This is a genomic window from Kitasatospora sp. NPDC017646, from assembly GCF_044329365.1.
Taxonomy (GTDB): Bacteria; Actinomycetota; Actinomycetes; order Streptomycetales; family Streptomycetaceae; genus Kitasatospora.
This window is the reverse complement of record NZ_JBIRJC010000003.1, coordinates 192727-214782: the sequence shown is the minus strand read 5'-3', so window position 1 is coordinate 214782 and position 22056 is coordinate 192727. Positions and strand designations below refer to the sequence as shown.

Here is a 22056-nt window from a genome sequence, read left to right as displayed (position 1 = left end):
GTCGCGGCCTCCGGGGGGCTACCGCCCCATCGCGAGCACGCCCGTGCCGGGGCCGATCCGGTCCGTCAAGGGGAAGGGGAGTCGAGTGGCACCGATCCGCCGCTCCGGCGCGAACTTCCCCGAACGCCCGCCCGCGCAGTGCGCCGCGCACCCCCTGCCGGGCATGGCGCCCGCCACCGTGCGTGACGTGACGCGCGCCACCGGCCGGGCCGGAATGCCCAACGGTGGCACGGGGGATGACGAACGGTCGAGGGGCCGTGGCCGCCGGGGGGCGGCGCACGGCCCTCAGTCTATGCGGCGCGGTCCAACCCTGCTCCGGGAAGCCTCTTCCCTTCTGTACCTACTGGTATGTACAGTGATCTGCATGACCACCCAGGACCGCCTCATCGAGAGCACCCAGGCCCTCCTCTGGGAGCGCGGCTACGTCGGCACCAGCCCCAAGGCCATCCAGCAGCGCTCCGGCGTCGGTCAGGGCAGCATGTACCACCACTTCAGCGGCAAGCCCGACCTCGCCGCCGCCGCCCTGCGGCGCAGCGCCGAGCAGATGCGGGGCGCGGCCGAGGCCGACCTCGCCGCTCCCGGCACCGCGTACGACCGGATCGCCGCCTACCTGAACCGCGACCGCGAGGTGCTGCGCGGCTGCCGGATCGGCCGCATGGCGCAGGACCCGGACGTGGTCGCCGATCCGCAGCTGCGCGCCCCCGTCGAGGAGACCTTCGACTGGCTGCGCGGCCGGATCGCCGAACTGATCGCCGAGGGGCAGGCGCGCGGCGAGTTCGTCCCCGGCCTCGACCCGGCTGACACCGCCGCCGCCGTGGTCGCCGTCGTCCAGGGCGGCTACGTCCTGGCCCGCGCCGCGGACAGCGCCGCACCCTTCGAACAGGCCGTCCGCGGCGTCCTCGGTCTGCTCGCCGCCCACCGTCGCCAGGCCTGACGGGCGTCCGCCGCGTACGGACCCACGGTCCGTCTCACGTCACCAGCCGCCCGAGTCCAGGAGCCCTGCCGTGCACGCGATGCAGTACGAGATCACCCTTCCCGCCGACTACGACATGGGCGTCATCCGCAAGCGCGTGGCCGACAAGGGCCACCTGCTCGACGCCCACCCCGGGCTCGGGCTCAAGGCGTACCTGGTCCGCGAGCGCGGCCAGGACGGTTCGCCGGTCAACCAGTACGCGCCGTTCTACCTCTGGCGCACCGCCGAGGGCATGAACGGTTTCCTCTGGGGGCCGGGCTTCCGCGGTCTGAGTGCCGACTTCGGCCGCCCCACCGTCCACCACTGGCTGGGCGCGGGCCTGATCGAGGGCCCCCGGACCGACTCCCCGACCACCGCCACCCGCGCGACCGTACGGCTCCCGGAGACCGCGGACCCGGCCGAGGCCGTCGAACGGGCCCTCGCCGAACTCGCCGAACTCGCCGAACTCGCCGAACTCTCCGCCCTCTCGGAACTTTCCGCGCTCTCCGGGCAGTCCGCACTCCCCGGGCGTTCCGCGCTGCACACCGCCGCCGTCGCCGTGGACCCGAGCCGCTGGGAACTGCTCAGCCTCGCTCTCTGGCAGGGCCCGGCCCCCGAGGGCGCGCCCGGCACCCGCTACCAGGTGCTGCACCTCTCCCGCCCCGAACTCGACCGGCTGCCGACCGGCCGCCACTGGTGAAAGGCCCCGCCACCATGACCCCCACCGACCTCATCCCCGCCCCGCTCGACCGCGAAGCCGGCTACGCCCTGCTCGCCGAACTCGCCGGTCCGGTCGCCGCCGACACCCTGGGAGGCCTGGACGGTCTCGCCCCAGGCTTCGCCGACTGGATCGTCACCAGCCTGTTCGGCGGCACGTACCAGCGCCCCGGCCTCGCCCTGCGCGATCGCCAGATCGCCAACCTGGCCGCACTCACCGCTCTCGGCGGCGTCGAGCCGCAGCTCGCCGAGCACGTCCGCAACGGCCTGCGGATCGGCATGACACGGGAGGAGATCACCGAGGTGATCGTCCACCTCGCCCCGTACGTCGGTGTCCCCAAGGCCCTCGCCGGTCTACGGGTCGCCACCGCCATCTTCACGGCGGCCGACACCCGGGCCGCTGGCACCCCGGCATCCGACACCCCGGCATCCGGCACCCCGGCGGAGGCCCGCGCATGACCGCCGCGCCCACCACCCGGACCGTACGCACCGTCCTGGGCGACATCGACCCCGCGGAGCTGGGCGTCACCGACTCCCACGACCACCTGTTCATCCGCAGCCGCCGGTTCCCCGGCCAGGAGCTGGACGACCCGGCCGCCGCCGAGGACGTGCTGCGCGCCTACGCCACCACGGGCGGCCGCACCCTCGTCCAGTGGACCCCGTGGGGCATGGGCCGGGGCGCGGACGCCCTCGCCGAGCTGTCCCGTGCGACGGGCGTCCACATCGTCGCCGCCACCGGCGCGCACCAGACCGCCCACTACGCCCCGGGCCACTTCCCCGCCGCGAACGACGACGGCCAGGATCACCGCCCCGCCCCGTACGCCGACCTCGCCGAGCGCTTCGTCACCGAGCTCGCCACCGGGCTCCCCGGCGCCCCCCAGGGCGTGCGACCCGGCCTGATCAAGATCGCTGACGACGCCGGCCCGCTCACCGCACACACCCGCCGGACCATGGCCGCCGCGGCCGAGGCACACCACGCCACCGGCGCCCCGATCGCCGTTCACCTCGAACCCGACGGTGACCCCCACGGCGTCCTGCGCCGGCTCCACGGACGGCACGGAGTCCGCCCCGACCGGATCGTCCTCGGCCACCTCACCCGCTTCACCGACCGTGCGCTGCACCGCAGCCTCGCCGCCGAGGGCGTGTTCCTGGCCCTCGACAGCCCCTCCCGGATCGGCCACCCCGCCGATCTCCAGGCCTTCGACGTGATCGCCGACCTGGTCGAGGCGGGCCTCGCCGACCGGCTGCTGCTCGGTGCCGACACCACCACCCGTACGGCCCGCGGACTCGGTGGCCCCGCCCGGGTGCTCACCGACCTCGCCCCGAGGCTGGCCCGCGCCTTCGGGCCCGAGCTGCCCGACCGGCTGCTGGTCACCAACCCGGCGGCGGCCTTCGCCGTGGACTGGCGCACCCCCTGAAGCCGGGACGGCTCCTTCCTGTGGCCGAGTCCGCCCGCCGGGGTTTGAATCCGAGTAGCCCCTGCCCGGACCACGCCACAGAGGGGCGGTCCCGACGATGCACTCGTGGCTCGCCCCCGCCCGGATCGCCGTCGCGGCCTTCCTCGCCGTCGCGCTCTGCTTCTCCGGCCACCACGCGGCGACCGACGGCACCGGGGTGGTGAACTTCTTCAGCTACTTCACCAACCTCAGCAACCTCGCTGCGACGGTCGTCCTGGCCTACGGCGGCTGGGCCGGTCTGACCGGCCGTCGGGCGGCGCCGGACGCGGCGCGTGGGGCGGTGGTGCTCTACCTGGTGGTCACCGGGCTGGTCTACGGCACGTTGTTGGCGAAGTACCCCGCCCTGCTGGTGATCCCGTGGGTGGACGACGTGTTCCACCGTGCGATGCCGCTCGTCGTGCTCGCCGACTGGGTGATCGATCCTCCCGTCGGGCGCGTCCGCCCCACCGTGGTGCTGGGCTGGCTGGTGCTCCCGCTGGTCTACCTGGTGTACGCGCTGACCCGCGGTCGCGCGGTCGACTGGTACCCGTACCCGTTCCTCGACCCCGCTCGGCACGGCGGCTACGGCCGGACCGCGGGGGCGTGCTTCCTGCTGGCGGTGGCCCTGCTGGTGCTCGGGGCCGCGATCGCCGCGGTGGGCAGCGCGCTCGCCGCCCACCGCGACGCGCGGCGGGGTGCGGTGCCGGGCGACCGTCACGCCCGGGCGGGAACCGGCTGACCCACGTGCCGCACGCGGTCGCGCACCGTCGCGCACCGTCGCGCGCCGTCCCGCTCGCCCCGCCCCGGTGCCACCGGGGGCGGGGAACGGTGGGCACGCGGGCGGGGCCTGTGCCGGACAGGGGACGGCACAGGCCCCGCGTAGCGACCGGTGCGACGGGTCACATGTGGGTGCCGCCGTCGATGCGGAGCTCGGTGCCGGTGACGAAGGCGCCGTCGTCGGAGGCCAGCATGGCGATCACGCCGGCGACCGTCTCCGGGCCCGCGAAGCCCTGGCCGAGGGCGGGGGAGAGCTTGGCCAGCAGGCTGAAGTCGGCGTCGGCGGGCAGGCCGGGGTTGTTGGTCATACCGCTGTCGATGCTGCCCGGCGCGACGCAGACCGCGCGCAGGCCCTGCTTCGAGTACTCCGAGGCGATCGCGTGGGTGAAGGACTGGATGCCGCCCTTGGTCGCGGCGTACGCGGCCATGTAGGGGTGGGCGAAGGTCGCGGAGGTGGAGCTGAAGTTGACCACCACGCCCCGGCCGTTCGCGAGCAGCTCGGGGAGCGCCTCGCGGGTCATCAGGAAGGTGCCCGTCAGGTTCACCGTGAGCAGCCTGTTCCAGAACTCCAGAGTGGTCTCGTGGGTGTGCGAGGAGCGGAGGATGCCGGCCGCGTTGACCAGGACGTCCAGACCGCCCAGGGCCGCGACCGCCTCGGCCACGCCCGTGACGACCGCGGCCTCGTCCGCGATGTCCAGCACCTGGAGGGTCAGGCGGTCGGCGGTGCCGTCCGAGGTCGCGCGGTCCAGGGTCTTCTTCAGGCCGTCCTCGTTGACGTCGACGGCGACGACCTTCCCGCCCTCGGCGAGGATTCGGTGCACGGTGGCCTGGCCGATGCCAGAGCCGCCGCCGGTGATCAGGACGTTCCGTCCGCTGAAGCGCTCCATGGTGGTACTCCTTCGCTCGTGGTCTCTCGACCCCAAGAGGCACGGTACGCCTGAGTGGCACGTCATGCCAAAAAGTCTCGTTGTGACACCTCGTCGTCTTGTGCCATGTGGGCATGCCGATGCGTAGGCTGAGCTGGTGACCGGACGCCCCACCCTGACCCAGCGCCGCCGCGACGCCACCCGGCTGGAGATCGCCCGCGCCGCCGCCGCGCTCTTCGCCGAGCGGGGTGCCGAGGCGACCACCGCCGAGGAGATCGCCGCTGCTGCGGGCATCTCGCTCCGCACCTTCTACCGCTACTTCTCGGTCAAGGAGGACGCCGTCGCCCCGCTGTTGGCAGCGGGCGGACAGCGCTGGGTGGACCTGCTGGCCGGGAGTCCGACGGACCTCCCGCTGCGCGAGGCGCTGGAACGCTCGGCGGTCGAGTCGCTGACCCCGGCCGACGACGAGGCCGTCGAGGCGATGCACTGGACCCGCAGCCTGTTGCGCGATCCTCGGCTGGACGGCACCTGGCAGCGCGTCCACGCGGGATCGGAGGAACGGCTGCGGTCCGTGCTGGCCGCCCGCTGCACGGACGGTGCCGATCCGCTGGAAATCCGACTGGCAGCCGCCGCGGCCACGGCGGCGATCCGGGTGGCCCTGGAACAGTGGGCCGGCTCCGAGGCTCCCGTGACCGGCCCGGGGTCCCCGCGGGACCTCGGTGCCCGCTGCATGCGCGAGCTCACGGCGGGTCTGCGGCTCTGGGAGCGGGTGGGCGGGGCCGAGCGGCCCGCGGAGGGCGGGGTCGAACGGCTGACTGCCGACTGCTGACAGATGACAGATGACAGATTTCGCCATCTGTCATCTGAAATCTGGTACCTGTCAGCAGTCCCTCTCACGAGACCCCCAGCCGCCCCTCAGCTGCCTCCCAGCTCCCGCTAGGGTTGGTCCCCGCGCCCCGGTGGGGGAACCGGGGTGACTTCCTCGGATGTCCCTGAGTGGAGGGGGCGCGGAGTTCGAGGCGTGGGAGCAACTGAAACATGGGTCTGACGAGCCGCAAGGTGCTGGCGCTGGCCGTACTGATCGCGGTCGTGATGATGGTCGGCACGGTCTGGCTGTGGCCCAGACTCGCTCGGAAGAGCTGGAAGGCGGTGCTCGGCCGAATAGGCACGCTGCTCGCCACCCAGATCGCCGTGCTTGCCGCACTCGGTCTTGTGGCCAACAACTACTTCGCGTTCTACAGCAGTTGGGATGACCTGCTGGGCACCGGCAGCACCGGCCCGGTCGTGATCCACAACAAGGCGGACGCCTCCGGACGCCTGATGGTGGAGACCATCGGCCAGGCCTCGGTCAAGGGCGGCGGCGCGATGGGTCGTGAGCCCAGCCAGTCCGGTGAGATCCGCAAGGTCCGGATCGACGGCAAGGAGAGCCGGCTGTCGACCGAGGGGTACGTCTACCTGCCGCCGCAGTACTTCCAGCCGGAGTACGCGCAGAAGCAGTTCCCGGCCGTGATCGTCAGCACCGGATTCCCAGGAATCGCGGAAAACCTGATCACCCGCTTCAACTACCCGGGCGCCGCGCTCAAGCTGCTGCAGGAAGGCCGGATGCAGCCGACCGTCATGGTCCTGATGCGTCCCTCGCCCGCCCTGCCGCAGGACACCGAGTGCGAGGACATTCCGGGCGGCGCCCAGTCCGACACGTACTTCACCAAGGACGTCCCCTCGGCGATCGAGGCGAGCTACCGGGTCTCGGCCGACCCGCAGGCCTGGGCCTACATGGGCAACTCGACCGGCGGCTACTGCGCCGTCAAGTTGGCCATGCGCCACCCGGACGTCTTCCCGACCGCCGTCGCCCTCTCCGGGTACTACGAGGCCGCCGACGACCCGACCACCGGTGACCTCTTCGGCGGCAGCAAGCAGCGCCGCGACGAGGCCAACCTGATGTGGAGGCTGAAGAACCTGCCGCAGCCGAACATCTCCCTCCTGCTGGCCGGCACCAAGAAGGGCGACGGCAACTACAAGCAGGACACCGAGGCGTTCATCGACGCGGTGCACAGCCCGATGAAGGTCTCGTACAGCATGCTCGAGAACGGCGGCCACAACTTCGAGACCTGGAGCGCGCTGCTGCCCTCCTCGCTGGAGTGGCTGTCCCAGCACCTCAAGGTGCCGAACCAGCCGGGCCAGACCGACCAGCCGGGCCGGCCGGGCCTACCGGGTCGGACCGTCTGACCCCGGACCGACGACTCCGTCGGACCGGAACGAACCGAACCCCGGAAACGGCCGGCCGCGGCCCCGGGGGTTCGGTTCGTCACGCGGCTCTCAGGCCACCCGCTCCAGCGTCCCGGTGTGCAGCTGGCCCACCCGGCCGCCCTCACCCTCGAAGGTCCAGAAGGCCCGCACGGTCAGCGCGTTGAGGTCCATCACGTGGCTGACCGTGATCCCGCTCTGCTCCGTCCAGCTGACGAAGTAGATCTCCGGTGCGACCTCGGCGACGTGCAGTCGCACGTCCTCCCACTGGCCCGCCGACTCGCCGAGACCCTCCCAGCGCAGCCGAGTGCCGTCGGCCGAGTAGGTGTTGCGGAAGGCCGCGCCGTTGTCGGCCCGGAAGACGTAGGTACGGCCGGCGAAGGCGGGCAGGGACGCGGTCATGGTGGGGCGGGACCTCTTCTCGGGAGCGTGGGACGGAGACGGACCGTACGGACCGGGCACATTCGGACCCGGTGCACTTGTGCACCGCGGAAAATGCCAGGGTTCCAATTTATCCGACCGGGCGGACTCGGGCGGCTCCGCGCCACAGTGCGGTCCGCCACCGTCGCGCCGCCCGCGGTGTGCGACCGGCACATGGGCGTCGACCGCGCGCCGGTCCTACCGTGCACGCCCATGAGACGTACCCCCACCCGACGCGTCCCCGCCGCCCTCTCCGCCCTCCTCCTGGCCCTCACCGCCCTGCTCCTCGGCGCCCCCACCGCCGGAGCGGCCGCCACCCCCAAGGCCGCCACCGCCTCGGTCATCACCGGCGCAACCACCACCCCGCTCGCCCTCGAAGCCACCTTCCCCACCCCCGGCAACGGCTGGGCCAAGGTCGAGCGCTACCTCGACCCGACCCCCGGCTTCCGCACCGAGCAGTTCCCAGCCGACGGCCGCGGCGACCAGGACGGTCCCCGTCGCACCTACTTCGGCACCGGCGAGCCCTTCTCCGGCCGCTTCCTGCTCTACTCCGCCACCGGCTGGGACAGCGGCGGCACCGCCACCCCCGTCCTGCTGGTCCACGGCGCCAACGACAACGCCGACCGCGCCTGGGCGAATCCGGGGGAGGGCGGTACCTGCGGCGCCGCGAGCTGCCCGTCCACCGGCCTCGCCCAGTACCTGGCCGGGACCGGCCACCGGGTGTTCGCCATCGGCTTCGCCCACAAGCACGGCGACAACCTGCTCCAGGCCCAGGCCGTCGGTGACGCGATCGCGCTGATCCGGGCCCGGCTCGGCGTCCCCCGGGTCGACGTGGTGGCCTGGAGCAAGGGCGAGGTCGCCGCCCGGGCGTACGTGTCCTCGGTGCGCCCCGCCTGGGGGCGGCCGTACGCGGGTGACGTGCGCCGCCTGGTCACCCTCGGCGGGCCGAACGGCGGGCTCGACTACGTATACGCGCACGGCTGGGACTTCGACCTGGCCGCCTGGCCGGCCTGCGGCGGGACCGCCAACGCGCCGTCCCCACACCTGTACATGACCTGCTACGGCACCTACACCGCCCAGCCCTGCCTCGGGGTGCTGCCCATCGGCGGCGCCGACTGCTACCCGGGCCAGCGACAGCTGCTCGCCCGCTGGGACGCCGCCTACGGAGTGGACACCACCGCCCAGGACTGGTGGACCACGTACTACGGCGGCCAGGGCTTCTACACCTCCGGCCAGGGCATCCAGGTGGCCATCGACGCCGGTTCGCTGATCGCCCCGCTCCAGCGGACCGGGATCCCCGCCTCGGTGCCCACCTACCTCCTCGCGGGCGGGGTGGCCGACATCCCGGGCGTGCTCGACGAGAACCGCGGTCCCAGCGACGGCATCGTGTTCACCGCGAGTGCCCTGGATATCACCGGCATCGCGACGGTCGGCGGTACCCGGCTGCTCACCGGGCTCAACCACCTGGAACTGGCCTGGTCGCCGGAGGCCGAGAGCCAGGTGTCCGCCTGGCTCGGCTGAACCCCAGCTGAACCCCCCCTGGCCTGGACACCCGAACCCCCGGCCGCGGTGCGAACCTGCTGGAGCTGACCAACCACGTCAACCCCGGTAACCCGGACTACTACACCGACGCCAAGGCCGTCGCCAAGGACCAGTGGGTCACCATCGGCACCTACTACGGCGCCAACTCGGTGGACTGGTACGTCAACGGCGTCAAGGTGTTCTCGGACGGCAAGGGCGTGGGTGCCAACTTCTCGGCGTACCTGATCCTCAACCTCTCGGTCTGCGCCGGCAAGTACCACCCGGCGCCGCAGGGGAACACCCCGATCACCTTCGCCGCCGACTACGTGCGCGTCTACCGCTGACCGCGGACGCCGAGCGCACGTAGCCCGCAGACCAGCCGCTCTCAGGAACCGGCAGCCGTCTCGACCACTTCCAGGTCGAACGGCTGCCGGTTGTTGCTTCCGTTCCGGTCGTCCGGGCTGTGCACCTCGACCACCCCGCCGGTCAGCACGCCCGGCCGCACGTCGGGGGAGATCCGCACCGGGACGAGCGCGGTCGCGCTGCGCCCAGGCTTCAGTCCGGCCCCGAAGACGCAGCGCACCGTGCGCCCGCCCCCCAGCACCGCGCAGTCCTCGGGGAAGTACGGGCCCTGCGGTGTCACGCCGTTCGGCAGGATGACGACCACCGTGAACGGCGAGCCCGTGGTCTCCGGGCCGCGGTTCGCGACGAAGGCGTGGACCGTGGTGGTGCCGTCAGGAGGGGCGGCTTCCGGGTCGAGCCGGATCACCTCCAGGTCGGAGTCGGACCGTACGGCGGCCGTGCTCACCGACGCGACCTGCGGCTCCGGCCGCGGGGCGGGCCGCAGCGCCCAGGACGGCCCGGCGGCCAGCAGCGCGACGGCGCAACCCGCCGCCGTCGCCGCCGTGAACGCCGTCCCACCGGACGCGACCCGGAGGCCCCTGCGCCTGCCCTGCCCGCGTCCCATCACCGCTCACCGCTCCCTCGTGGTCCGGCGGCCCGCTCCGTCGCGGGCCGCGTCCGCACCAGGGTGGCGGCACCGGGGCGGCGGCACCGGCCCAACCCGCCCGAGCGTCCGTCGAACGGAGGACAATGCGGACAGGAGCCGGTGGTGGCGCCAACATCACCCCCAGCAGGAGAACTGACGACACGTCAGGGAGCGAGGACCTGCCCGAGCCGGGTCGCGATCTGGTGCATCACCGGCACCAGCGAGGACGCCCCCGCCTGCTCCTCCAGTGCCCGGATCCGGGCCTCCGGGCCTGACACCGAGAGGGCGGTGGGCGTCGGTGCGCCGGGTACCGCGAGCGCGATGCAGCGGACGCCGATCTCCTGCTCCTGGTCGTCGACCACGTACCCGCGCTCGCGCGCCTCGGCGAGCTGGTCCATCAGCTCCTGCGGGTCGGTCACGGTGTACTCGGTGTGCGCGGGCAGCGGGTTGGGGCCCAGGATCGCGCGCGCCTCGTCCTCGGGGAGCTGGGCGAGCAGTGCCTTGCCGACGCCGGTGCAGTGCGGCTGTACCCGCCGTCCGACCTCGGTGAACATCCGCATCGATCGCCGCGACTGCACCTGCCCGACGTACACCACCTCGCCGCCCTCCAGCACGGCCAGGTTGGCGGTCTCGCCGGTGGCCTCCATGAGCTCGGCCAGGTACGGGCGGGCCCAGCTGCCGAGCAGGCGGCCGGCCGTCTCGCCGAGGCGGATCAGCCGGGGACCGAGGGTGTAGCGGCGTGCGGTGTCCTGGCGGACATAGCCCTGCTGGACGAGGGTACGAACCAGTCGGTGGATGGTCGGCATCGGGAGGCCGGAGCTGCCGGAGAGCTCGCTGAGGGTGGCCACCCCGCCGGAGTCGGCCAGTGCCTCCAGGAGTTGGAAGGCGCGCTCGACGGACTGCACGCCGCCGCTCGCGCGGTCGGCGCCTGTCGTCGATGCTGTGTCGGGGGTCGCAACCACCGGCGTTCCCTTCGCTGTCGGAGAGGAGTAGAGTCCCGGCGACCTCTTCAACAAACCGTTGAAATTCTGTATCGCGGAAACTAGTCTCCACTCTACAGAATCGAACTCGCCGACAGGCGGGTAACGATCGAGGAAGTTCCCGAGGAAGTTCCCACCGGAGCTCCCTTCGCCAGGCTCAACCGTCTTAGGAGTGTCCTGCTCATGGCTGCAGATCAGGGGCCCGTCGGCGCCTCCCCCGCCGCTCCGGTCGTCACTGTCGCCGGTACGCGCGTCCACCGGGCGGAGGAGGTGCTCACTCCGGAGGCGGTCGCCTTCGTCGTCGGCCTCCATCGTGCCTTCGAAGGGCGGCGGCAGGAGCTCCTGGCCAGGCGGAAGGCCCGACGAGCCGAGATCGCCCGCACGGGCACACTGGACTTCCTCCCGGAAACCGCCGACGTCCGGGCCGGGGACTGGAAGGTCGCCGAGGCGCCGCGCGCGCTCCAGGACCGCCGGGTCGAGATCACCGGCCCCACCGACCGCAAGATGGTCATCAACGCGCTCAACTCCGGGGCCAAGGTCTGGCTCGCCGACTTCGAGGACGCCACCTCCCCGACCTGGGAGAACGTGGTCAGCGGCCAGGTCAACCTGATCGACGCCTTCGAAGGCCGGATCGACTTCACCAGCTCGGCCGGCAAGTCCTACGCCCTCAAGCCCGCCGCCGAACTCGCCACTGTCGTGGTCCGCCCGCGCGGCTGGCACCTGGACGAGAACCACCTGCTCGTCGACGGCGTCCCGGTGGCCGGCGCGTTCGTCGACTTCGGGCTGTACTTCTTCCACAACGCCGCCCGGTTGCTCGCCAAGGGCGCCGACGACCCCAACTCCGGCCCGTACTTCTACCTGCCGAAGACCGAGAGCCACCTCGAAGCGCGGCTCTGGAACGACGTGTTCACCCACGCCCAGGCCGAACTCGGCATCCCTCACGGCACCGTCAGGGCCACCGTGCTGATCGAGACCATCACCGCCGCCTTCGAGATGGACGAGATCCTCCACGAGCTGCGCGACCACGCGGCCGGCCTCAACGCCGGGCGCTGGGACTACCTGTTCTCGATCGTCAAGAACTTCCGTGACGTCGGTGAGCACTACATCCTGCCGGACCGCAACAGCGTCACCATGGCCTCGCCGTTCATGGCCGCCTACACCCGGCTGCTGGTGCAGACCTGCCACAAGCGCGGCGCCCACGCGATCGGCGGCATGGCCGCGTTCATCCCCAGCCGCAAGGACCCGGAGGTCAACGCCGCCGCGCTGGAGAAGGTCAAGGCGGACAAGGACCGTGAGGCCGGCAACGGCTTCGACGGCTCCTGGGTCGCCCACCCGGACCTCGTCCCGGTCGCCCGGGCCTCCTTCGACGCGGTGCTCGGCGAGCGGCCCCACCAGAAGGACAACCCCGGCCCGGCCGAGCCGGTCACCGCCGCCGACCTGCTCGACATCGCGGGCGCCGGCGGCACCTGCACCCACGCCGGGCTGCACAACGCCGTCCAGGTCGGCATCCGCTACATCGAGGCGTGGCTGCGCGGGCTCGGGGCGGTCGGCATCTTCAACATGATGGAGGACGCCGCCACCGCCGAGATCTCGCGCTCGCAGATCTGGCAGTGGATCCACAACGGGGTCGTGCTGTCCGACACCGGCGAGAAGGCCACCGCCCAGCTGGTCCGCACCCTGGTCGCCACCGAACTGGCCGAGCTGCGTGCCGAGTTCGGCGCCGAGGCCTACCAGGCCGGCCGCTGGCGCGAGGCCGCCCAGCTCTTCGAACAGGTCGCCCTGGCCGAGGAGTTCGCGGACTTCCTGACCCTCCCCGCGCTTCCCCTGCTGGGCTGAGCACCAATCTATCCACCGGCGTCACCGCTGCAGCCTGCCGGTCTGTAGCAGTTCCGCCGCCGTGTGCTCCGTTCCGTACGGCGACGAATCCACCTGTCCTCTCGTCGCCGTACGGAACGGTCTTTTCCTTGTGAGGAGTTCACTGATGGCGCGCATCTTCTTCAACGGCCAGGCGATGGTCGGCGGACCGTTCCACGGCAAGGTCGCCGACGCCCTGATCGGCCCGGTCCGCACCGCCCCCGGCTACCGCTTCTTCTCGATCGACCACAGCGGCGGGACGGACGTCTGCCCGGGACTGCTGGCCGACCCGGCCGTCGACAGCGCGATCGAGGGCGAGCTGTACGACATCAGCCTGGAGCGCCTGCGGGACGTCATCCTGCCCGGCGAGCCCCGGGAGCTGGAGCTCGGCGTGATCGAGCTGGAGGACGGCTCCTCGTGCCTGTCCATGCTGCTCGCCCGGGGCGAGGTCGAGCGCGGTGTGCACCGCGAGATCACCCACCACGGCGGCTGGCGCGCCTACCTGGCGACGCTGGGGCGTACGGCCTGAGGGTCGTCGGGGGAGCGGCCAACGGATGACCGGGAACAGACTTCAGCGAACAGATGATGAAAGTTGTCATCCGTTCGCTGAAGTCTGTTTGCTGAAATCTGTTCGTCGAAAGCTGTTCGTCGAAACCCCTTCACCGACATCCGCCCGCTGGATCCGTCCGCACACACGCCGCGGCCCCGAACCCTCGCCGTGGGTTCGGGGCCGCAGTCCGTCCGCCCTCCCGGGCGTACGGATCCGGGTCACGCACCGTCCCTGGGCGCCCCGGAGCTCTTCGGTGTCACCCCGTCAAGCCGTCACACCGGCCGGGAGGCGAGCTCCTTGGCCGCGCGGGCGCAGGCCCGGGCGATGCGGTCCTCGTTGACGGTGGTCAGCTCGCCCCTCTCCACCACGGCGTTGCCGTTGACGAACAGCACCGCCAGCGGCGGCAGCGCGCCGAAGGTGAGGGCCGCGACCGGGTCGGCGATCGAGGAGTGCATGACCCCGTCGATCTTCCACAGCGCCAGGTCGGCCAGCTTGCCGGCCTCGATCGAGCCGATCTCGTTCTGCCGTCCCAGCACCCGGGCGCCGCCCATGGTGCCCAGCCGCAGTGCCTGGCGCCCGGTCAGCGCGGTCGGGGAGCCGTGGAGGCGGTTGATCAGCAGCGCGTTGCGCAGCTCGGTGCCCAGCTCGCCGGACTCGTTGGAGGCGGTGCCGTCGACGCCGAGTCCGACCGGTACGCCGGCCTTGAGCATGTCGGGCACCCGGGCGATCCCGGCGGCCAGGCGGGCGTTGGAGGACGGACAGTGCGCCACGCCCGTACCCGTCTCGGCGAACTTGGCGATGTCGGAGTCGTTCATGTGGACGCAGTGCGCCATCCACACGTCCTCGCCGAGCCAGCCCACCGACTCGAAGTAGTCGGTCGGCCCCATGCCGAACAGCTCCTTGCAGAACTGCTCCTCCTCGGCGGTCTCCGAGCCGTGGGTGTGCAGCCGGACGCCCTTGCGGCGGGCGAGTTCGGCGGACTGGCGGAGCAGGTCGGTGGAGACCGAGAACGGCGAGCACGGCGCGATCGCGACGTGCAGCATCGAGCCGAACGAGGAGTCGTGGTAGCGGTCCACGGCGGCCTCGGAGGCCGCCAGGATGTCGTCGAGCTTCTCGACGGCGTGGTCCGGCGGCAGCCCGCCGTCCTTCTTGCTGCGGTCCATCGAGCCGCGCAGCGCGGTGAAGCGCAGGCCGAGCTCCTGGACTGCCTCGATCGAGGCGCCGAGCACGTCCCCGCCGTCCTCGGGGAAGACGTAGTGGTGGTCGGAGGCGGTGGTGCAGCCGGACTTGAGCAGGGCGGCGGCCGAGCCCTGGCTGGCGGCGTGGACGAGCTTCTCGTCGATCCGGGCCCAGGTCGGGTAGAGGGCGACCAGCCAGTCGAACAGGATGTCGTCCTGGGCGAGCCCGCGGGTGATCCACTGGTAGAAGTGGTGGTGGGTGTTGACCAGGCCCGGGGTGATCAGGTGGCCCTCGCCGTTGATCCGGCGCACCACGTTGTCCAGCCAGTTCGGGGCGGGACCGTCCCCGACCGACTCGATCCGGTTCCCGAGGATGACCACGTGGCCGCGGGCGTACTCGGTGTCGACGGCGTCGACGGCGGCGATCGCGACGTTCTCGATCACGATCCGCTGGTCGGCGGGTGGGGGCTGGACTGCCATGGTGTCACTCCTATGGGGGAGGGCCAGGAAGGGCGCGCACCTCGTCGTGCGCGCCCCTGCCCGGACCGGTCAGGACGGTGTCGCCGTCGGCACCGTCGCGCCGGAGGCCTGGCCGGGTCCGGACCCGGAGGTGGACCCGGATCCTGACCGGCGGGCGGCCCCGACGTGGTGGAAGAGCAGGTTGAGCAGGACCGCCATCACGCAGCCGGCCGAGATCCCCGAGTGCATCAGGGTCCGGACGGCCTCCGGGAAGGAGTCGTAGAAGGTCGGTACGGCGATCGGGACGATGCCGACACCGAGTGAGACCGACACCAGGATGGTGTTGGCGCTGGACTCAATGCCGGCCTCCGCGAGGGTGCGGATCCCGCTCGCCGCGACCGTGCCGAAGAGCACGATCCCGGCGCCGCCGAGGACGGGCTGCGGGACCAGGGAGACGACCGAACCGAGCACCGGGAAGAGCCCGAGCAGGATCAGGATGCCTCCGCCGGCCGCGACCACGAACCGGCTGCGGATCTTCGTCAGCGCGACCAGCCCGATGTTCTGGGCGAAGGCGCTGGCGGCGAAGCCGTTGAAGACGGGGCTGAGCGCGGTGGCCAGTCCGTCGGCCCGCAGGCCGGCGGCGAGCGTGGGTTCGTCGGCCTCGCGCTCGACGATCTTGCCGAGGGCGAGCATGTCGGCGGTGGACTCGGTCATCGAGACCACCATGACGATGCACATGGAGACGATCGCGGCGGCGTCGAACGCGGGCGCGCCGAAGTGGAACGGGGAGGGGAGCGCGAAGACCTTCGCGTCCTGGACCGCGCCGAAGTCGGCCAGCCTCAGCGGGAAGGCGATCGGGGTGCCGAACGCCAGACCTATGAGCAGGGACAGCTGCTGCCAGAAGCCGCGCAGCAGCCGGTTGCAGAGCACCACCGCGACGAGGGTGATCGCGGCGAGGCCGATGGCCCGAATGGAGCCGTACCCGGGGGCGCCCGGCGAGCCGCCGCGCGCCCAGTTCACCGCCACCGGGAGCAGGGACACCCCGATGAGGGTGATCACGGTGCCCTGGACGACCGGGGGGAAGAACCGGATGAGCTTGCAGAAGTACGGCGCCGCGAGGAAGCACAGGGCCCCCGCGACGATCACCGCTCCGAAGATCACCGGGAGGGCGTCCTTCGGTCCGTGTTCCTCGGCGATGGCGATCATGGGCGCGACGCCCGCGAACGACACGCCGTTCACGAACGGCAGTCGCGCGCCGATCTTCCAGACGCCGAGGGTCTGGAGCAGGGTGGCCAGTCCGGCGGTGAACAGGCTGGCCGAGATGAGCAGGGCGAGGTCGGCGGCGGAGAGTCCGACGCCGGCGCCGACGATGAGCGGGGGTGCGACGACCCCCGCGTACATCGCGGCGACGTGTTGGAGCCCGGTGGAGAACAGCTTCACCGGGGGCAGCACCTCGTCCACGGGGTGGATACCGGGATGAGTACCGGGGTGGGTTCCGGGCCCGGACGGCTTGCCGGGAAGGTGGGTTGAGGTGCCGTCCGGCCCCGGGGTTCTTGCTGGGGTGGAACCGCCGTCGTTACTGCTGGTGTTGCTGGGTGCCATGTCGAGCCCCTCTTGTGCCCGTGGCTCCCGGCGCACCCGTGGCGCTGGAGACCCCCCGAGGGCGGGACGGCGGAGCAAGGATCCCTCGGGGCGCTTCTCCAGTGCCCCGGGCCGGCCGCCGCGAGGCAGGCACGAACTCCGGTTGGTGGGGGAGGAGAAACAGGTGGTGCGGGTAGTGCGGATGGTGCGGTCCGCCCGGACTCGACCGGCCCGTGCGGACCGGAGGTGCGGCGACTCCGGACGGAGTCCGTGGACTGAGCGGGTGGAGCTGGGTGGATGGAGCTGGGTGGCGCGGGTGGCGCGGGTGGCGCGGTGGGGAAGGTCAGACGACCGGGATGACCGGCACGACACCCTCGCGGTGCACGGTGCCCTCGATCAGGCCGTACATGCGGTCCGCGGCGTAGTAGACCTCGTTCTCGTTCTTGAGTCCGAAGGGCTCCAGGTCGACCAGGAAGTGGTGCTTGTTGGGCAGTTCGAGGCGTACCTCGTCGACCTCGGCACGGTTGTTGAGGACCCGGGTGCCCATCGAGTGCAGGGTCTGCTGCAGCGAGTAGGAGTAGGTCTCGGCGAACGCCTCCAGCATGTGCCGCTTCACGTGGGTGTAGGAGCGGTTCCAGTTGGGCTGGGCCTCGCCGTCGCGACCGCTGTAGCCGTACTTCCAGCGGGCGGTGACCTGGGTGGCGAGGATGCGGTCGTACGCCTCCTGGAGGGTGGTGTACCTGTCCTTGATGTAGCCCCAGAACTCCGAGTTGGTGGAGTTCATCACGATGAGGTCCTTCAGGCCGGAGATGACCTGGACCTTCTCGCCGTCGTAGACGACCTCGGTGGTGCGGGTCTCCTGGCCGCTGCGGACGAAGGAGTGGCCGACCTCCTCCGAGCCGATGAATCGGGCCGAGCTGTCCGGCGTCCTGATCCGGTCCCAGGCGTACTCCTCGATCCGGATCCGGGCGCTGTGCACGACGCCGCGCTCGGTGTCGTCGACGAAGTGCCGGGCCAGCAGGATGCCGAAGGCCTCGGCCGAGTCGATGCCGTACTCCTTCGCGAAGGCGTAGACGGTGTTCTTGGTGGTGTCGGTGGGGAGGCAGTTGGCATTGGATCCGGTGAGGTGGACGTCCTCGAACTCGCCCTGGAGGGCGACCGAGACGTTCAGGTCCTTGATCTCGTGCCGGGTGGAGTCGCGGTAGACCCGGACGATGCGGTTCTCCGCCTTGCCGTACTGGTTCTGACCGAGCACGTGGGCCATGACAGGCTCCTAAGCTTCAAGGTCGGTCTACTAGCTTCCGCGGTAGACCGAGTATCCGAACGGGTTCAGCAGCAGCGGCACGTGGTAGTGGTGCTGCGCGGGCGCGACCGTGAAGACGATCGAGACCTCGGGGAAGAACGGCGGCTCCTCGGACTTGCGCGCGTAGTACGCGGCGGTGTCGAAGAGCAGCCGGACGACCGAGCCCGCCTCCACGGCCGGCAGGTCCTTGACCCGGCCGTCGGAGTCCGTGGCGGAGGTGCCGAGCACCTGCCAGCCACCCTCGGTGTGCAGTGCGAGCTCGACCGGGACACCCTCGGCCGGGCGGCCGAGGCTGGTGTCGAGCACGTGGGTGGAGATGCCAGTCATGGGTGAAGTGACCTTACTGATGGCAGAGATGATGGCGCGTCGGTTCGTGAAGGAAGGGCGCGACGCACGAACGGCTTCCAGTTCTTCCATGAAGCATTCTTGACGGTACGTCAGAAAGAGTCGAGGAGGCGGTTGAGCCGGATGTCGTTGATCTTGCGCAGTTCGCCCCGGACGATCTCCGCCTCGGTGGCGGGGTCGTTGGGGTGGCGCTCGCGCAGGGCGGCGAGCATGGTGGCCGCGGTGCGGCCGGTCGCGCAGATCAGGAACACGTGGCCGAACTTGGCCTCGTAGGCGGCGTTGGCCTCGCGCAGTTCGCCGAGGACCGCTTGGTCCACGCCCTGGATCCCGGCCTGTTCGCGCTCGGAGGTGGCGTCGCCCGCCTTGGGCTGACCGATGCGGGCGTGTCCGGCCATGGCGTCGTGAAGGTCCGCGACGGTCAGTCCGGCCATCGCCGCCGCGTTGGCGGCGAGCAGGGCCTCACGGCTGGACCACGGCTTGGCCTCCGCGACGGCGGCGGCCCAACGGGGGCTGGAGCATACCTCCAGCAGGATCCCTTCGAGCTCCGCGGCATCGGCCGCGGCCAGGGCGTCAAGGGCGTGGGGGTGGTTGGTCACGGGTGGACCTCCTGAAGAGTGGTGCCACCCGGAAAAGCTAGATCGGCCCCACCCAGCCGTCAACAGTTTGTTGAACGGTTGGTGGTTACGTTTTGAACCGGCCCCCGGTGCGGGGCCCTTTCGTGTGCGATTCGCCGAGTGTGCCCCGCCGTGGGCCGATCCAGACTTCTCGGCACCGGCGGGGCCACCCGGTCGGCGGACCGCCCGGGGCGGCCCGGGGTCGCTCAGGAGGACTTCGAGCCGTCCTGGCGGTTCAGGTAGTTGTACACGGTGAAGCGGCTGACGCCCAGGGCCGTGGCGACCGTCTCGACTCCGTGGCGGACGGTGAAGGCGCCGCGCTCCTCCAGGAGGGCGACGACCCGCTGCTTCTCCCAGCGGTCCAGCTCGGCCAGCGGGCGGCCGTCGAACTGCCGGGTCATCTCGGCCAGCAGTCGGTCCAGTGCACTGCTCAGGTGCGGCAGCCGGACGGCCAGGGCCGGGGTGCCCTCCCACTCCAGGACGACGTCCTCGGCCTTCGCCTCGTCCAGCGGGACGGGCGTGGCGCCGACCGCGGCCAGCAGCGGCTTGACCGCCGCGGCGAGCGGGTGTTCCACGTGCTGCTCGGTCACGGCGTACCGCCCTCCTCGCCCAGCAGGCTGACCTGGACCGAGATCCGGGTCGCCCCGGCGTCCAGGGTCTCCCTGAGCAGTCGGGTCACCGCGGCGAGGACCTGCTCGGCCTCGCCCTCGGCGCCGGTCCCGAAGGGGCCGACCGACACGTCCAGGCCGGCCTCGTCGACGACCTTGCGGGCCGCCGCGGCGTGCTCCGGAAACGTGTCCAGTTCGAACGGTTCTGTCGTGAACTCCACCATCAATCGCACGTGCTCACTGTATCGAGCGGTGGTGGGCGGGGGCAGGGGCTGGGTGATCGAACAGCCGGGGGCGCTGGTGGCGGGTGCCCCCGGGCCACTTCAACAAAATGTTGCGTCAGCCTTGACACTCGCTCGCCGGGCCGGAGATGCTTCCACCACACAGAATCCCTCTTCCGGATCGTGGAAGTTGCGGATGAAGGAAGAGAGAGTGAGAGGTGATGGACGTGACGGCGGCTGCCAAGCACGGCTTCACGGTCAACCTGTCGATCCTGTTCGGCGAGCTCCCACTGCTGGAGCGCCCCGCGGCCGCGGCCGCGGCCGGCTTCACGGCCGCCGAGCTCTGGTGGCCCTTCGGCACGGAGCACCACCCGAGCCAGGCCGAACTGGACGCGCTCCGCAAGGCGTTCAACGACGCGGGCGTGCGGCTCACCGGCCTCAACTTCCTGGACGACCTCAGCCAGGGCGCCCGGGGCACCGTCTCGGTCCCGTCCGAGCGGGACCGGTTCCGCGCCAACGTCCCGGTCGCCGCGGAACTCGCCGCCTCGCTCGGCGCCACCGCGCTCAACGCGCTGTACGGCAACCGGATCGAGGGCGTCGAGCCGGCCGAGCAGGACGCGCTCGCGCTGGAGCACCTGGTGCTCGCGGCCGAGGCGGCGCACGGGACCGGCGCGATCCTGCTGATCGAGGCCCTCAACAAGGCCGAGTCGCCGGACTACCCGCTGGTCTCCGCGGCCGCCGCGGTCGACGTGGTCGACAAGGTCAACGCCGCCACCGGCCTGGGGAACGCCAAGTTCCTCTGCGACCTGTACCACCTGGCCAAGAACGGCGAGGACCTGGCGGCGGTCATCGACACCTACGCCGACCGGATCGGCCACGTGCAGATCGCCGACAACCCGGGCCGCAACGAGCCCGGCACCGGCGAGCTGGACTTCGAGGACCTGTTCGCCCGGCTCAGCGCCGCGGGCTACACGGGCTCGATCGGCCTGGAGTACCGCCCCTCCACCGGCGTCAGCGCCGACAGCTTCGGCTGGCTGCCGCGCGAGCTGCGCGCGGCCCGGTAGCCCCGCGACGCGGTGTCCGAACCGCCCGCCGGAAAGCCACCCCTCCCACCCGCACACGTAAGGAACCCGACGCGATGAGCGCCTCCCGCAAGATTGCCTTCGTCGGCCTCGGCATCATGGGCAAGCCCATGGCCGTCAACCTGGTCAAGGCCGGCCACCACGTCACCGGCTTCGACCTCTCCCAGGCCTCGATCGACACCGTGGTCGCGGCCGGCGGCCACGGCGCCGCCAGCATCGCGGACGCGGTGAAGGACGCCGAGGTCGTCATCACGATGGTCCCGGCCGACCCGCACGTCGAGGCGGTGATCCTCGGCGAGGGCGGCGTCCTGGAGAACGTCGGCGCGGGCACCCTGGTGATCGACATGTCCTCGATCACCCCGCAGACCTCGATCAAGGTCGGCGAGGCCGCCCGCGAGAAGGGCGTGCGCACCCTGGACGCCCCGGTCTCCGGCGGCGAGGCGGGCGCGATCGAGGCGGTGCTGTCGATCATGGTCGGCGGCGAGGCGGCGGACTTCGCCGAGGCCAAGCCGCTGTTCGACGCGCTGGGCACCACGGTCGTGCACGTCGGCCCGGACGGCGCCGGCCAGACCGTCAAGGCCGCCAACCAGCTGATCGTCGCGGTCAACATCCAGGTGCTCGCCGAGGCCGTGGTGTTCCTGGAGAACGCCGGCGTCGACCTGGCCGCCGCGCTGGACGTGCTCGGCGGCGGCCTGGCCGGCTCCACCGTGCTCAACCGCAAGAAGGCGAACATGCTGAACCGCGAGTTCGCCCCCGGCTTCCGGATCGACCTGCACCACAAGGACATGGGCATCGTCACCGACGCCGCCCGCGCCGTGGGCGCCGCGCTGCCGGTCGGCGCCGTGGTGGCGCAGCTGGTCGCCTCCGCCCGGGCCAACGGCGACGGCTCGCTCGACCACTCGGCGCTCCTGCGCGGCGTCGAGCGGCTCTCCGGCCGCGAGATCAAGTGACCGAACGGGGCCGGCGACCGCACGGGCCGAGTGGCCCTACAGGTCAAGTGACCTAGGGGACCGGCGCCCCGACAGACTCCTCCTGGTGGCGTGTACCTGATCCGGTCGTGCCCGCGCCGCCAGGAGGTCGGACCCGACCGGCGTGCGGGCAGGGGCTCATCCGCCCGCCCGCCGGTCGGCCCAAGCCGGTGACGCGCACACCCTCCCCCGGGGGCACTTCGGTCGTGCCTGATGCGCGTCGCCTGGCCCCCTCCCCGCCGAGGGGAGCTCCTCGTACGTCGGAAGCGGGACGAGGGGAACGGCGGGGAGGGGGTCGCACCACCTCCCGCGGCCCGGGTCCCACCACCCGGGCCCGGGTCCCACCACCCGGGCGGGGGTCGCGGTCCCCGGGCCACCGGACACATGCTTGT

General features: G+C 71.7%; 24 protein-coding genes. 13 read left to right on the top strand and 11 right to left on the bottom strand.

Translation table 11 applies throughout. From position 1 onward, the window contains the following. The first annotated feature begins 364 nt into the window (after positions 1 to 364). The 5 genes from ACH4J0_RS06610 to ACH4J0_RS06590 all read left to right on the top strand — a co-directional run bounded on the left by ACH4J0_RS06610 (position 365) and on the right by ACH4J0_RS06590 (position 3844). A complete protein-coding gene (locus tag ACH4J0_RS06610; RefSeq protein ID WP_396236883.1) occupies positions 365 to 934 on the top strand; it encodes a TetR/AcrR family transcriptional regulator in 570 nt (189 codons plus the stop codon). Between the two features lie 70 nt (positions 935 to 1004). After that, the gene (locus ACH4J0_RS06605; protein ID WP_396236881.1) at positions 1005 to 1652 is read left to right on the top strand and encodes a DUF4865 family protein; all 648 of its coding nucleotides are present in this window, start codon (positions 1005 to 1007) and stop codon (positions 1650 to 1652) included. Positions 1653 to 1666: 14 nt separating this feature from the next. Next, a complete protein-coding gene (locus ACH4J0_RS06600) occupies positions 1667 to 2128 on the top strand; it encodes a carboxymuconolactone decarboxylase family protein (protein WP_396236879.1) in 462 nt (153 codons plus the stop codon). Further along, positions 2125 to 3087, top strand: a complete 963-nt coding sequence (locus ACH4J0_RS06595) for a phosphotriesterase (protein ID WP_396236877.1) — start codon at positions 2125 to 2127, stop codon at positions 3085 to 3087. Before ACH4J0_RS06600 ends, ACH4J0_RS06595 begins: the two co-directional genes overlap by 4 nt. Positions 3088 to 3184: 97 nt before the next feature. After that, positions 3185 to 3844 (top strand): Pr6Pr family membrane protein, encoded by a 660-nt coding sequence (locus ACH4J0_RS06590; RefSeq protein WP_396236875.1) that lies wholly within the window; start codon positions 3185 to 3187, stop codon positions 3842 to 3844. Positions 3845 to 4004: 160 nt separating this feature from the next. On the opposite strand, the gene ACH4J0_RS06585 is transcribed toward ACH4J0_RS06590, so the two are convergent. Further along, positions 4005 to 4769 (bottom strand): SDR family NAD(P)-dependent oxidoreductase, encoded by a 765-nt coding sequence (locus tag ACH4J0_RS06585; protein WP_396236873.1) that lies wholly within the window; start codon positions 4767 to 4769, stop codon positions 4005 to 4007. Positions 4770 to 4905: 136 nt separating this feature from the next. Between ACH4J0_RS06585 and ACH4J0_RS06580 the strand changes: the two genes are divergently transcribed. Both ACH4J0_RS06580 and ACH4J0_RS06575 read left to right on the top strand, forming a co-directional pair. Then, positions 4906 to 5577, top strand: coding sequence for a TetR family transcriptional regulator (locus tag ACH4J0_RS06580; protein ID WP_396236871.1), 672 nt, complete (start codon positions 4906 to 4908; stop codon positions 5575 to 5577). 209 nt (positions 5578 to 5786) lie between these two features. Next, on the top strand, positions 5787 to 6974 hold the full coding sequence (locus tag ACH4J0_RS06575) for an alpha/beta hydrolase (RefSeq protein WP_396236869.1): 1188 nt from the start codon (positions 5787 to 5789) through the stop codon (positions 6972 to 6974). 90 nt (positions 6975 to 7064) lie between these two features. On the opposite strand, the gene ACH4J0_RS06570 is transcribed toward ACH4J0_RS06575, so the two are convergent. Continuing rightward, positions 7065 to 7394 (bottom strand): phenolic acid decarboxylase, encoded by a 330-nt coding sequence (locus ACH4J0_RS06570; protein ID WP_396236867.1) that lies wholly within the window; start codon positions 7392 to 7394, stop codon positions 7065 to 7067. A 231-nt stretch (positions 7395 to 7625) separates the two neighbouring features. On the opposite strand from ACH4J0_RS06570, the gene ACH4J0_RS06565 reads away from it, so the two are divergent. Further along, positions 7626 to 8933: an esterase/lipase family protein gene (locus ACH4J0_RS06565; RefSeq protein ID WP_396236865.1), complete on the top strand. Its 1308-nt coding sequence runs from the start codon at positions 7626 to 7628 to the stop codon at positions 8931 to 8933. Between the two features lie 170 nt (positions 8934 to 9103). Further along, positions 9104 to 9277 carry a hypothetical protein gene (locus ACH4J0_RS06560; protein WP_396236863.1) on the top strand — a complete coding sequence of 58 codons (174 nt, stop codon included), beginning with the start codon at positions 9104 to 9106 and terminating at the stop codon, positions 9275 to 9277. Positions 9278 to 9318: 41 nt separating this feature from the next. On the opposite strand, the gene ACH4J0_RS06555 is transcribed toward ACH4J0_RS06560, so the two are convergent. Together ACH4J0_RS06555 and ACH4J0_RS06550 are read right to left on the bottom strand one after the other, a co-directional pair. Then, positions 9319 to 9900, bottom strand: coding sequence for a hypothetical protein (locus ACH4J0_RS06555; protein ID WP_396236861.1), 582 nt, complete (start codon positions 9898 to 9900; stop codon positions 9319 to 9321). A 185-nt stretch (positions 9901 to 10085) separates the two neighbouring features. Further along, positions 10086 to 10883 (bottom strand): IclR family transcriptional regulator, encoded by a 798-nt coding sequence (locus tag ACH4J0_RS06550; RefSeq protein ID WP_396236859.1) that lies wholly within the window; start codon positions 10881 to 10883, stop codon positions 10086 to 10088. Between the two features lie 201 nt (positions 10884 to 11084). On the opposite strand from ACH4J0_RS06550, the gene aceB reads away from it, so the two are divergent. Together aceB and ACH4J0_RS06540 are read left to right on the top strand one after the other, a co-directional pair. After that, positions 11085 to 12737: a malate synthase A gene (gene aceB / locus ACH4J0_RS06545; RefSeq protein ID WP_396236857.1), complete on the top strand. Its 1653-nt coding sequence runs from the start codon at positions 11085 to 11087 to the stop codon at positions 12735 to 12737. A 145-nt stretch (positions 12738 to 12882) separates the two neighbouring features. Then, positions 12883 to 13284: a gamma-glutamylcyclotransferase gene (locus tag ACH4J0_RS06540; protein WP_396236855.1), complete on the top strand. Its 402-nt coding sequence runs from the start codon at positions 12883 to 12885 to the stop codon at positions 13282 to 13284. 293 nt (positions 13285 to 13577) lie between these two features. On the opposite strand, the gene ACH4J0_RS06535 is transcribed toward ACH4J0_RS06540, so the two are convergent. The 7 genes from ACH4J0_RS06535 to ACH4J0_RS06505 form a co-directional block, all read right to left on the bottom strand. Next, positions 13578 to 14963: an 8-oxoguanine deaminase gene (locus tag ACH4J0_RS06535; protein ID WP_396236853.1), complete on the bottom strand. Its 1386-nt coding sequence runs from the start codon at positions 14961 to 14963 to the stop codon at positions 13578 to 13580. 69 nt (positions 14964 to 15032) lie between these two features. Then, the gene (locus ACH4J0_RS06530; protein WP_396236851.1) at positions 15033 to 16544 is read right to left on the bottom strand and encodes a nucleobase:cation symporter-2 family protein; all 1512 of its coding nucleotides are present in this window, start codon (positions 16542 to 16544) and stop codon (positions 15033 to 15035) included. Between the two features lie 322 nt (positions 16545 to 16866). Continuing rightward, complete coding sequence (gene pucL / locus ACH4J0_RS06525; RefSeq protein ID WP_396236849.1) at positions 16867 to 17787, bottom strand: factor-independent urate hydroxylase; 921 nt, start codon at positions 17785 to 17787, stop codon at positions 16867 to 16869. Between the two features lie 30 nt (positions 17788 to 17817). Further along, on the bottom strand, positions 17818 to 18153 hold the full coding sequence (gene uraH / locus ACH4J0_RS06520; RefSeq protein WP_030282979.1) for a hydroxyisourate hydrolase: 336 nt from the start codon (positions 18151 to 18153) through the stop codon (positions 17818 to 17820). Positions 18154 to 18263: 110 nt separating this feature from the next. Beyond that, on the bottom strand, positions 18264 to 18767 hold the full coding sequence (uraD, locus tag ACH4J0_RS06515; RefSeq protein WP_396236847.1) for a 2-oxo-4-hydroxy-4-carboxy-5-ureidoimidazoline decarboxylase: 504 nt from the start codon (positions 18765 to 18767) through the stop codon (positions 18264 to 18266). A gap of 224 nt (positions 18768 to 18991) precedes the next feature. Then, a complete protein-coding gene (locus ACH4J0_RS06510) occupies positions 18992 to 19375 on the bottom strand; it encodes a helix-turn-helix domain-containing protein (RefSeq protein WP_396236845.1) in 384 nt (127 codons plus the stop codon). Continuing rightward, positions 19372 to 19617, bottom strand: coding sequence for a thiamine-binding protein (locus tag ACH4J0_RS06505; RefSeq protein WP_188309332.1), 246 nt, complete (start codon positions 19615 to 19617; stop codon positions 19372 to 19374). The genes ACH4J0_RS06510 and ACH4J0_RS06505 overlap by 4 nt, the downstream gene beginning before the upstream one ends. Positions 19618 to 19835: 218 nt before the next feature. On the opposite strand from ACH4J0_RS06505, the gene ACH4J0_RS06500 reads away from it, so the two are divergent. Together ACH4J0_RS06500 and ACH4J0_RS06495 are read left to right on the top strand one after the other, a co-directional pair. Continuing rightward, positions 19836 to 20678 carry a TIM barrel protein gene (locus tag ACH4J0_RS06500; RefSeq protein WP_396236843.1) on the top strand — a complete coding sequence of 281 codons (843 nt, stop codon included), beginning with the start codon at positions 19836 to 19838 and terminating at the stop codon, positions 20676 to 20678. Between the two features lie 74 nt (positions 20679 to 20752). Then, positions 20753 to 21646, top strand: a complete 894-nt coding sequence (locus ACH4J0_RS06495) for a 2-hydroxy-3-oxopropionate reductase (RefSeq protein ID WP_396236841.1) — start codon at positions 20753 to 20755, stop codon at positions 21644 to 21646. Positions 21647 to 22056 lie beyond the last annotated feature (410 nt).

Coding starts and splice junctions, on each gene's coding strand:
- ACH4J0_RS06535 (WP_396236853.1), bottom strand. CDS start 14,963: ATGGCAGTCCAGCCCCCACCCGCCGACCAGCGGATCGTGATCGAGAAC.
- ACH4J0_RS06500 (WP_396236843.1), top strand. CDS start 19,836: ATGGACGTGACGGCGGCTGCCAAGCACGGCTTCACGGTCAACCTGTCG.
- ACH4J0_RS06530 (WP_396236851.1), bottom strand. CDS start 16,544: ATGGCACCCAGCAACACCAGCAGTAACGACGGCGGTTCCACCCCAGCA.
- ACH4J0_RS06495 (WP_396236841.1), top strand. CDS start 20,753: ATGAGCGCCTCCCGCAAGATTGCCTTCGTCGGCCTCGGCATCATGGGC.
- ACH4J0_RS06595 (WP_396236877.1), top strand. CDS start 2,125: ATGACCGCCGCGCCCACCACCCGGACCGTACGCACCGTCCTGGGCGAC.
- ACH4J0_RS06585 (WP_396236873.1), bottom strand. CDS start 4,769: ATGGAGCGCTTCAGCGGACGGAACGTCCTGATCACCGGCGGCGGCTCT.
- ACH4J0_RS06600 (WP_396236879.1), top strand. CDS start 1,667: ATGACCCCCACCGACCTCATCCCCGCCCCGCTCGACCGCGAAGCCGGC.
- ACH4J0_RS06590 (WP_396236875.1), top strand. CDS start 3,185: ATGCACTCGTGGCTCGCCCCCGCCCGGATCGCCGTCGCGGCCTTCCTC.
- ACH4J0_RS06505 (WP_188309332.1), bottom strand. CDS start 19,617: ATGGTGGAGTTCACGACAGAACCGTTCGAACTGGACACGTTTCCGGAG.
- ACH4J0_RS06540 (WP_396236855.1), top strand. CDS start 12,883: ATGGCGCGCATCTTCTTCAACGGCCAGGCGATGGTCGGCGGACCGTTC.
- ACH4J0_RS06610 (WP_396236883.1), top strand. CDS start 365: ATGACCACCCAGGACCGCCTCATCGAGAGCACCCAGGCCCTCCTCTGG.
- ACH4J0_RS06570 (WP_396236867.1), bottom strand. CDS start 7,394: ATGACCGCGTCCCTGCCCGCCTTCGCCGGCCGTACCTACGTCTTCCGG.
- aceB (WP_396236857.1), top strand. CDS start 11,085: ATGGCTGCAGATCAGGGGCCCGTCGGCGCCTCCCCCGCCGCTCCGGTC.
- uraH (WP_030282979.1), bottom strand. CDS start 18,153: ATGACTGGCATCTCCACCCACGTGCTCGACACCAGCCTCGGCCGCCCG.
- ACH4J0_RS06575 (WP_396236869.1), top strand. CDS start 5,787: ATGGGTCTGACGAGCCGCAAGGTGCTGGCGCTGGCCGTACTGATCGCG.
- ACH4J0_RS06555 (WP_396236861.1), bottom strand. CDS start 9,900: ATGGGACGCGGGCAGGGCAGGCGCAGGGGCCTCCGGGTCGCGTCCGGT.
- pucL (WP_396236849.1), bottom strand. CDS start 17,787: ATGGCCCACGTGCTCGGTCAGAACCAGTACGGCAAGGCGGAGAACCGC.
- ACH4J0_RS06565 (WP_396236865.1), top strand. CDS start 7,626: ATGAGACGTACCCCCACCCGACGCGTCCCCGCCGCCCTCTCCGCCCTC.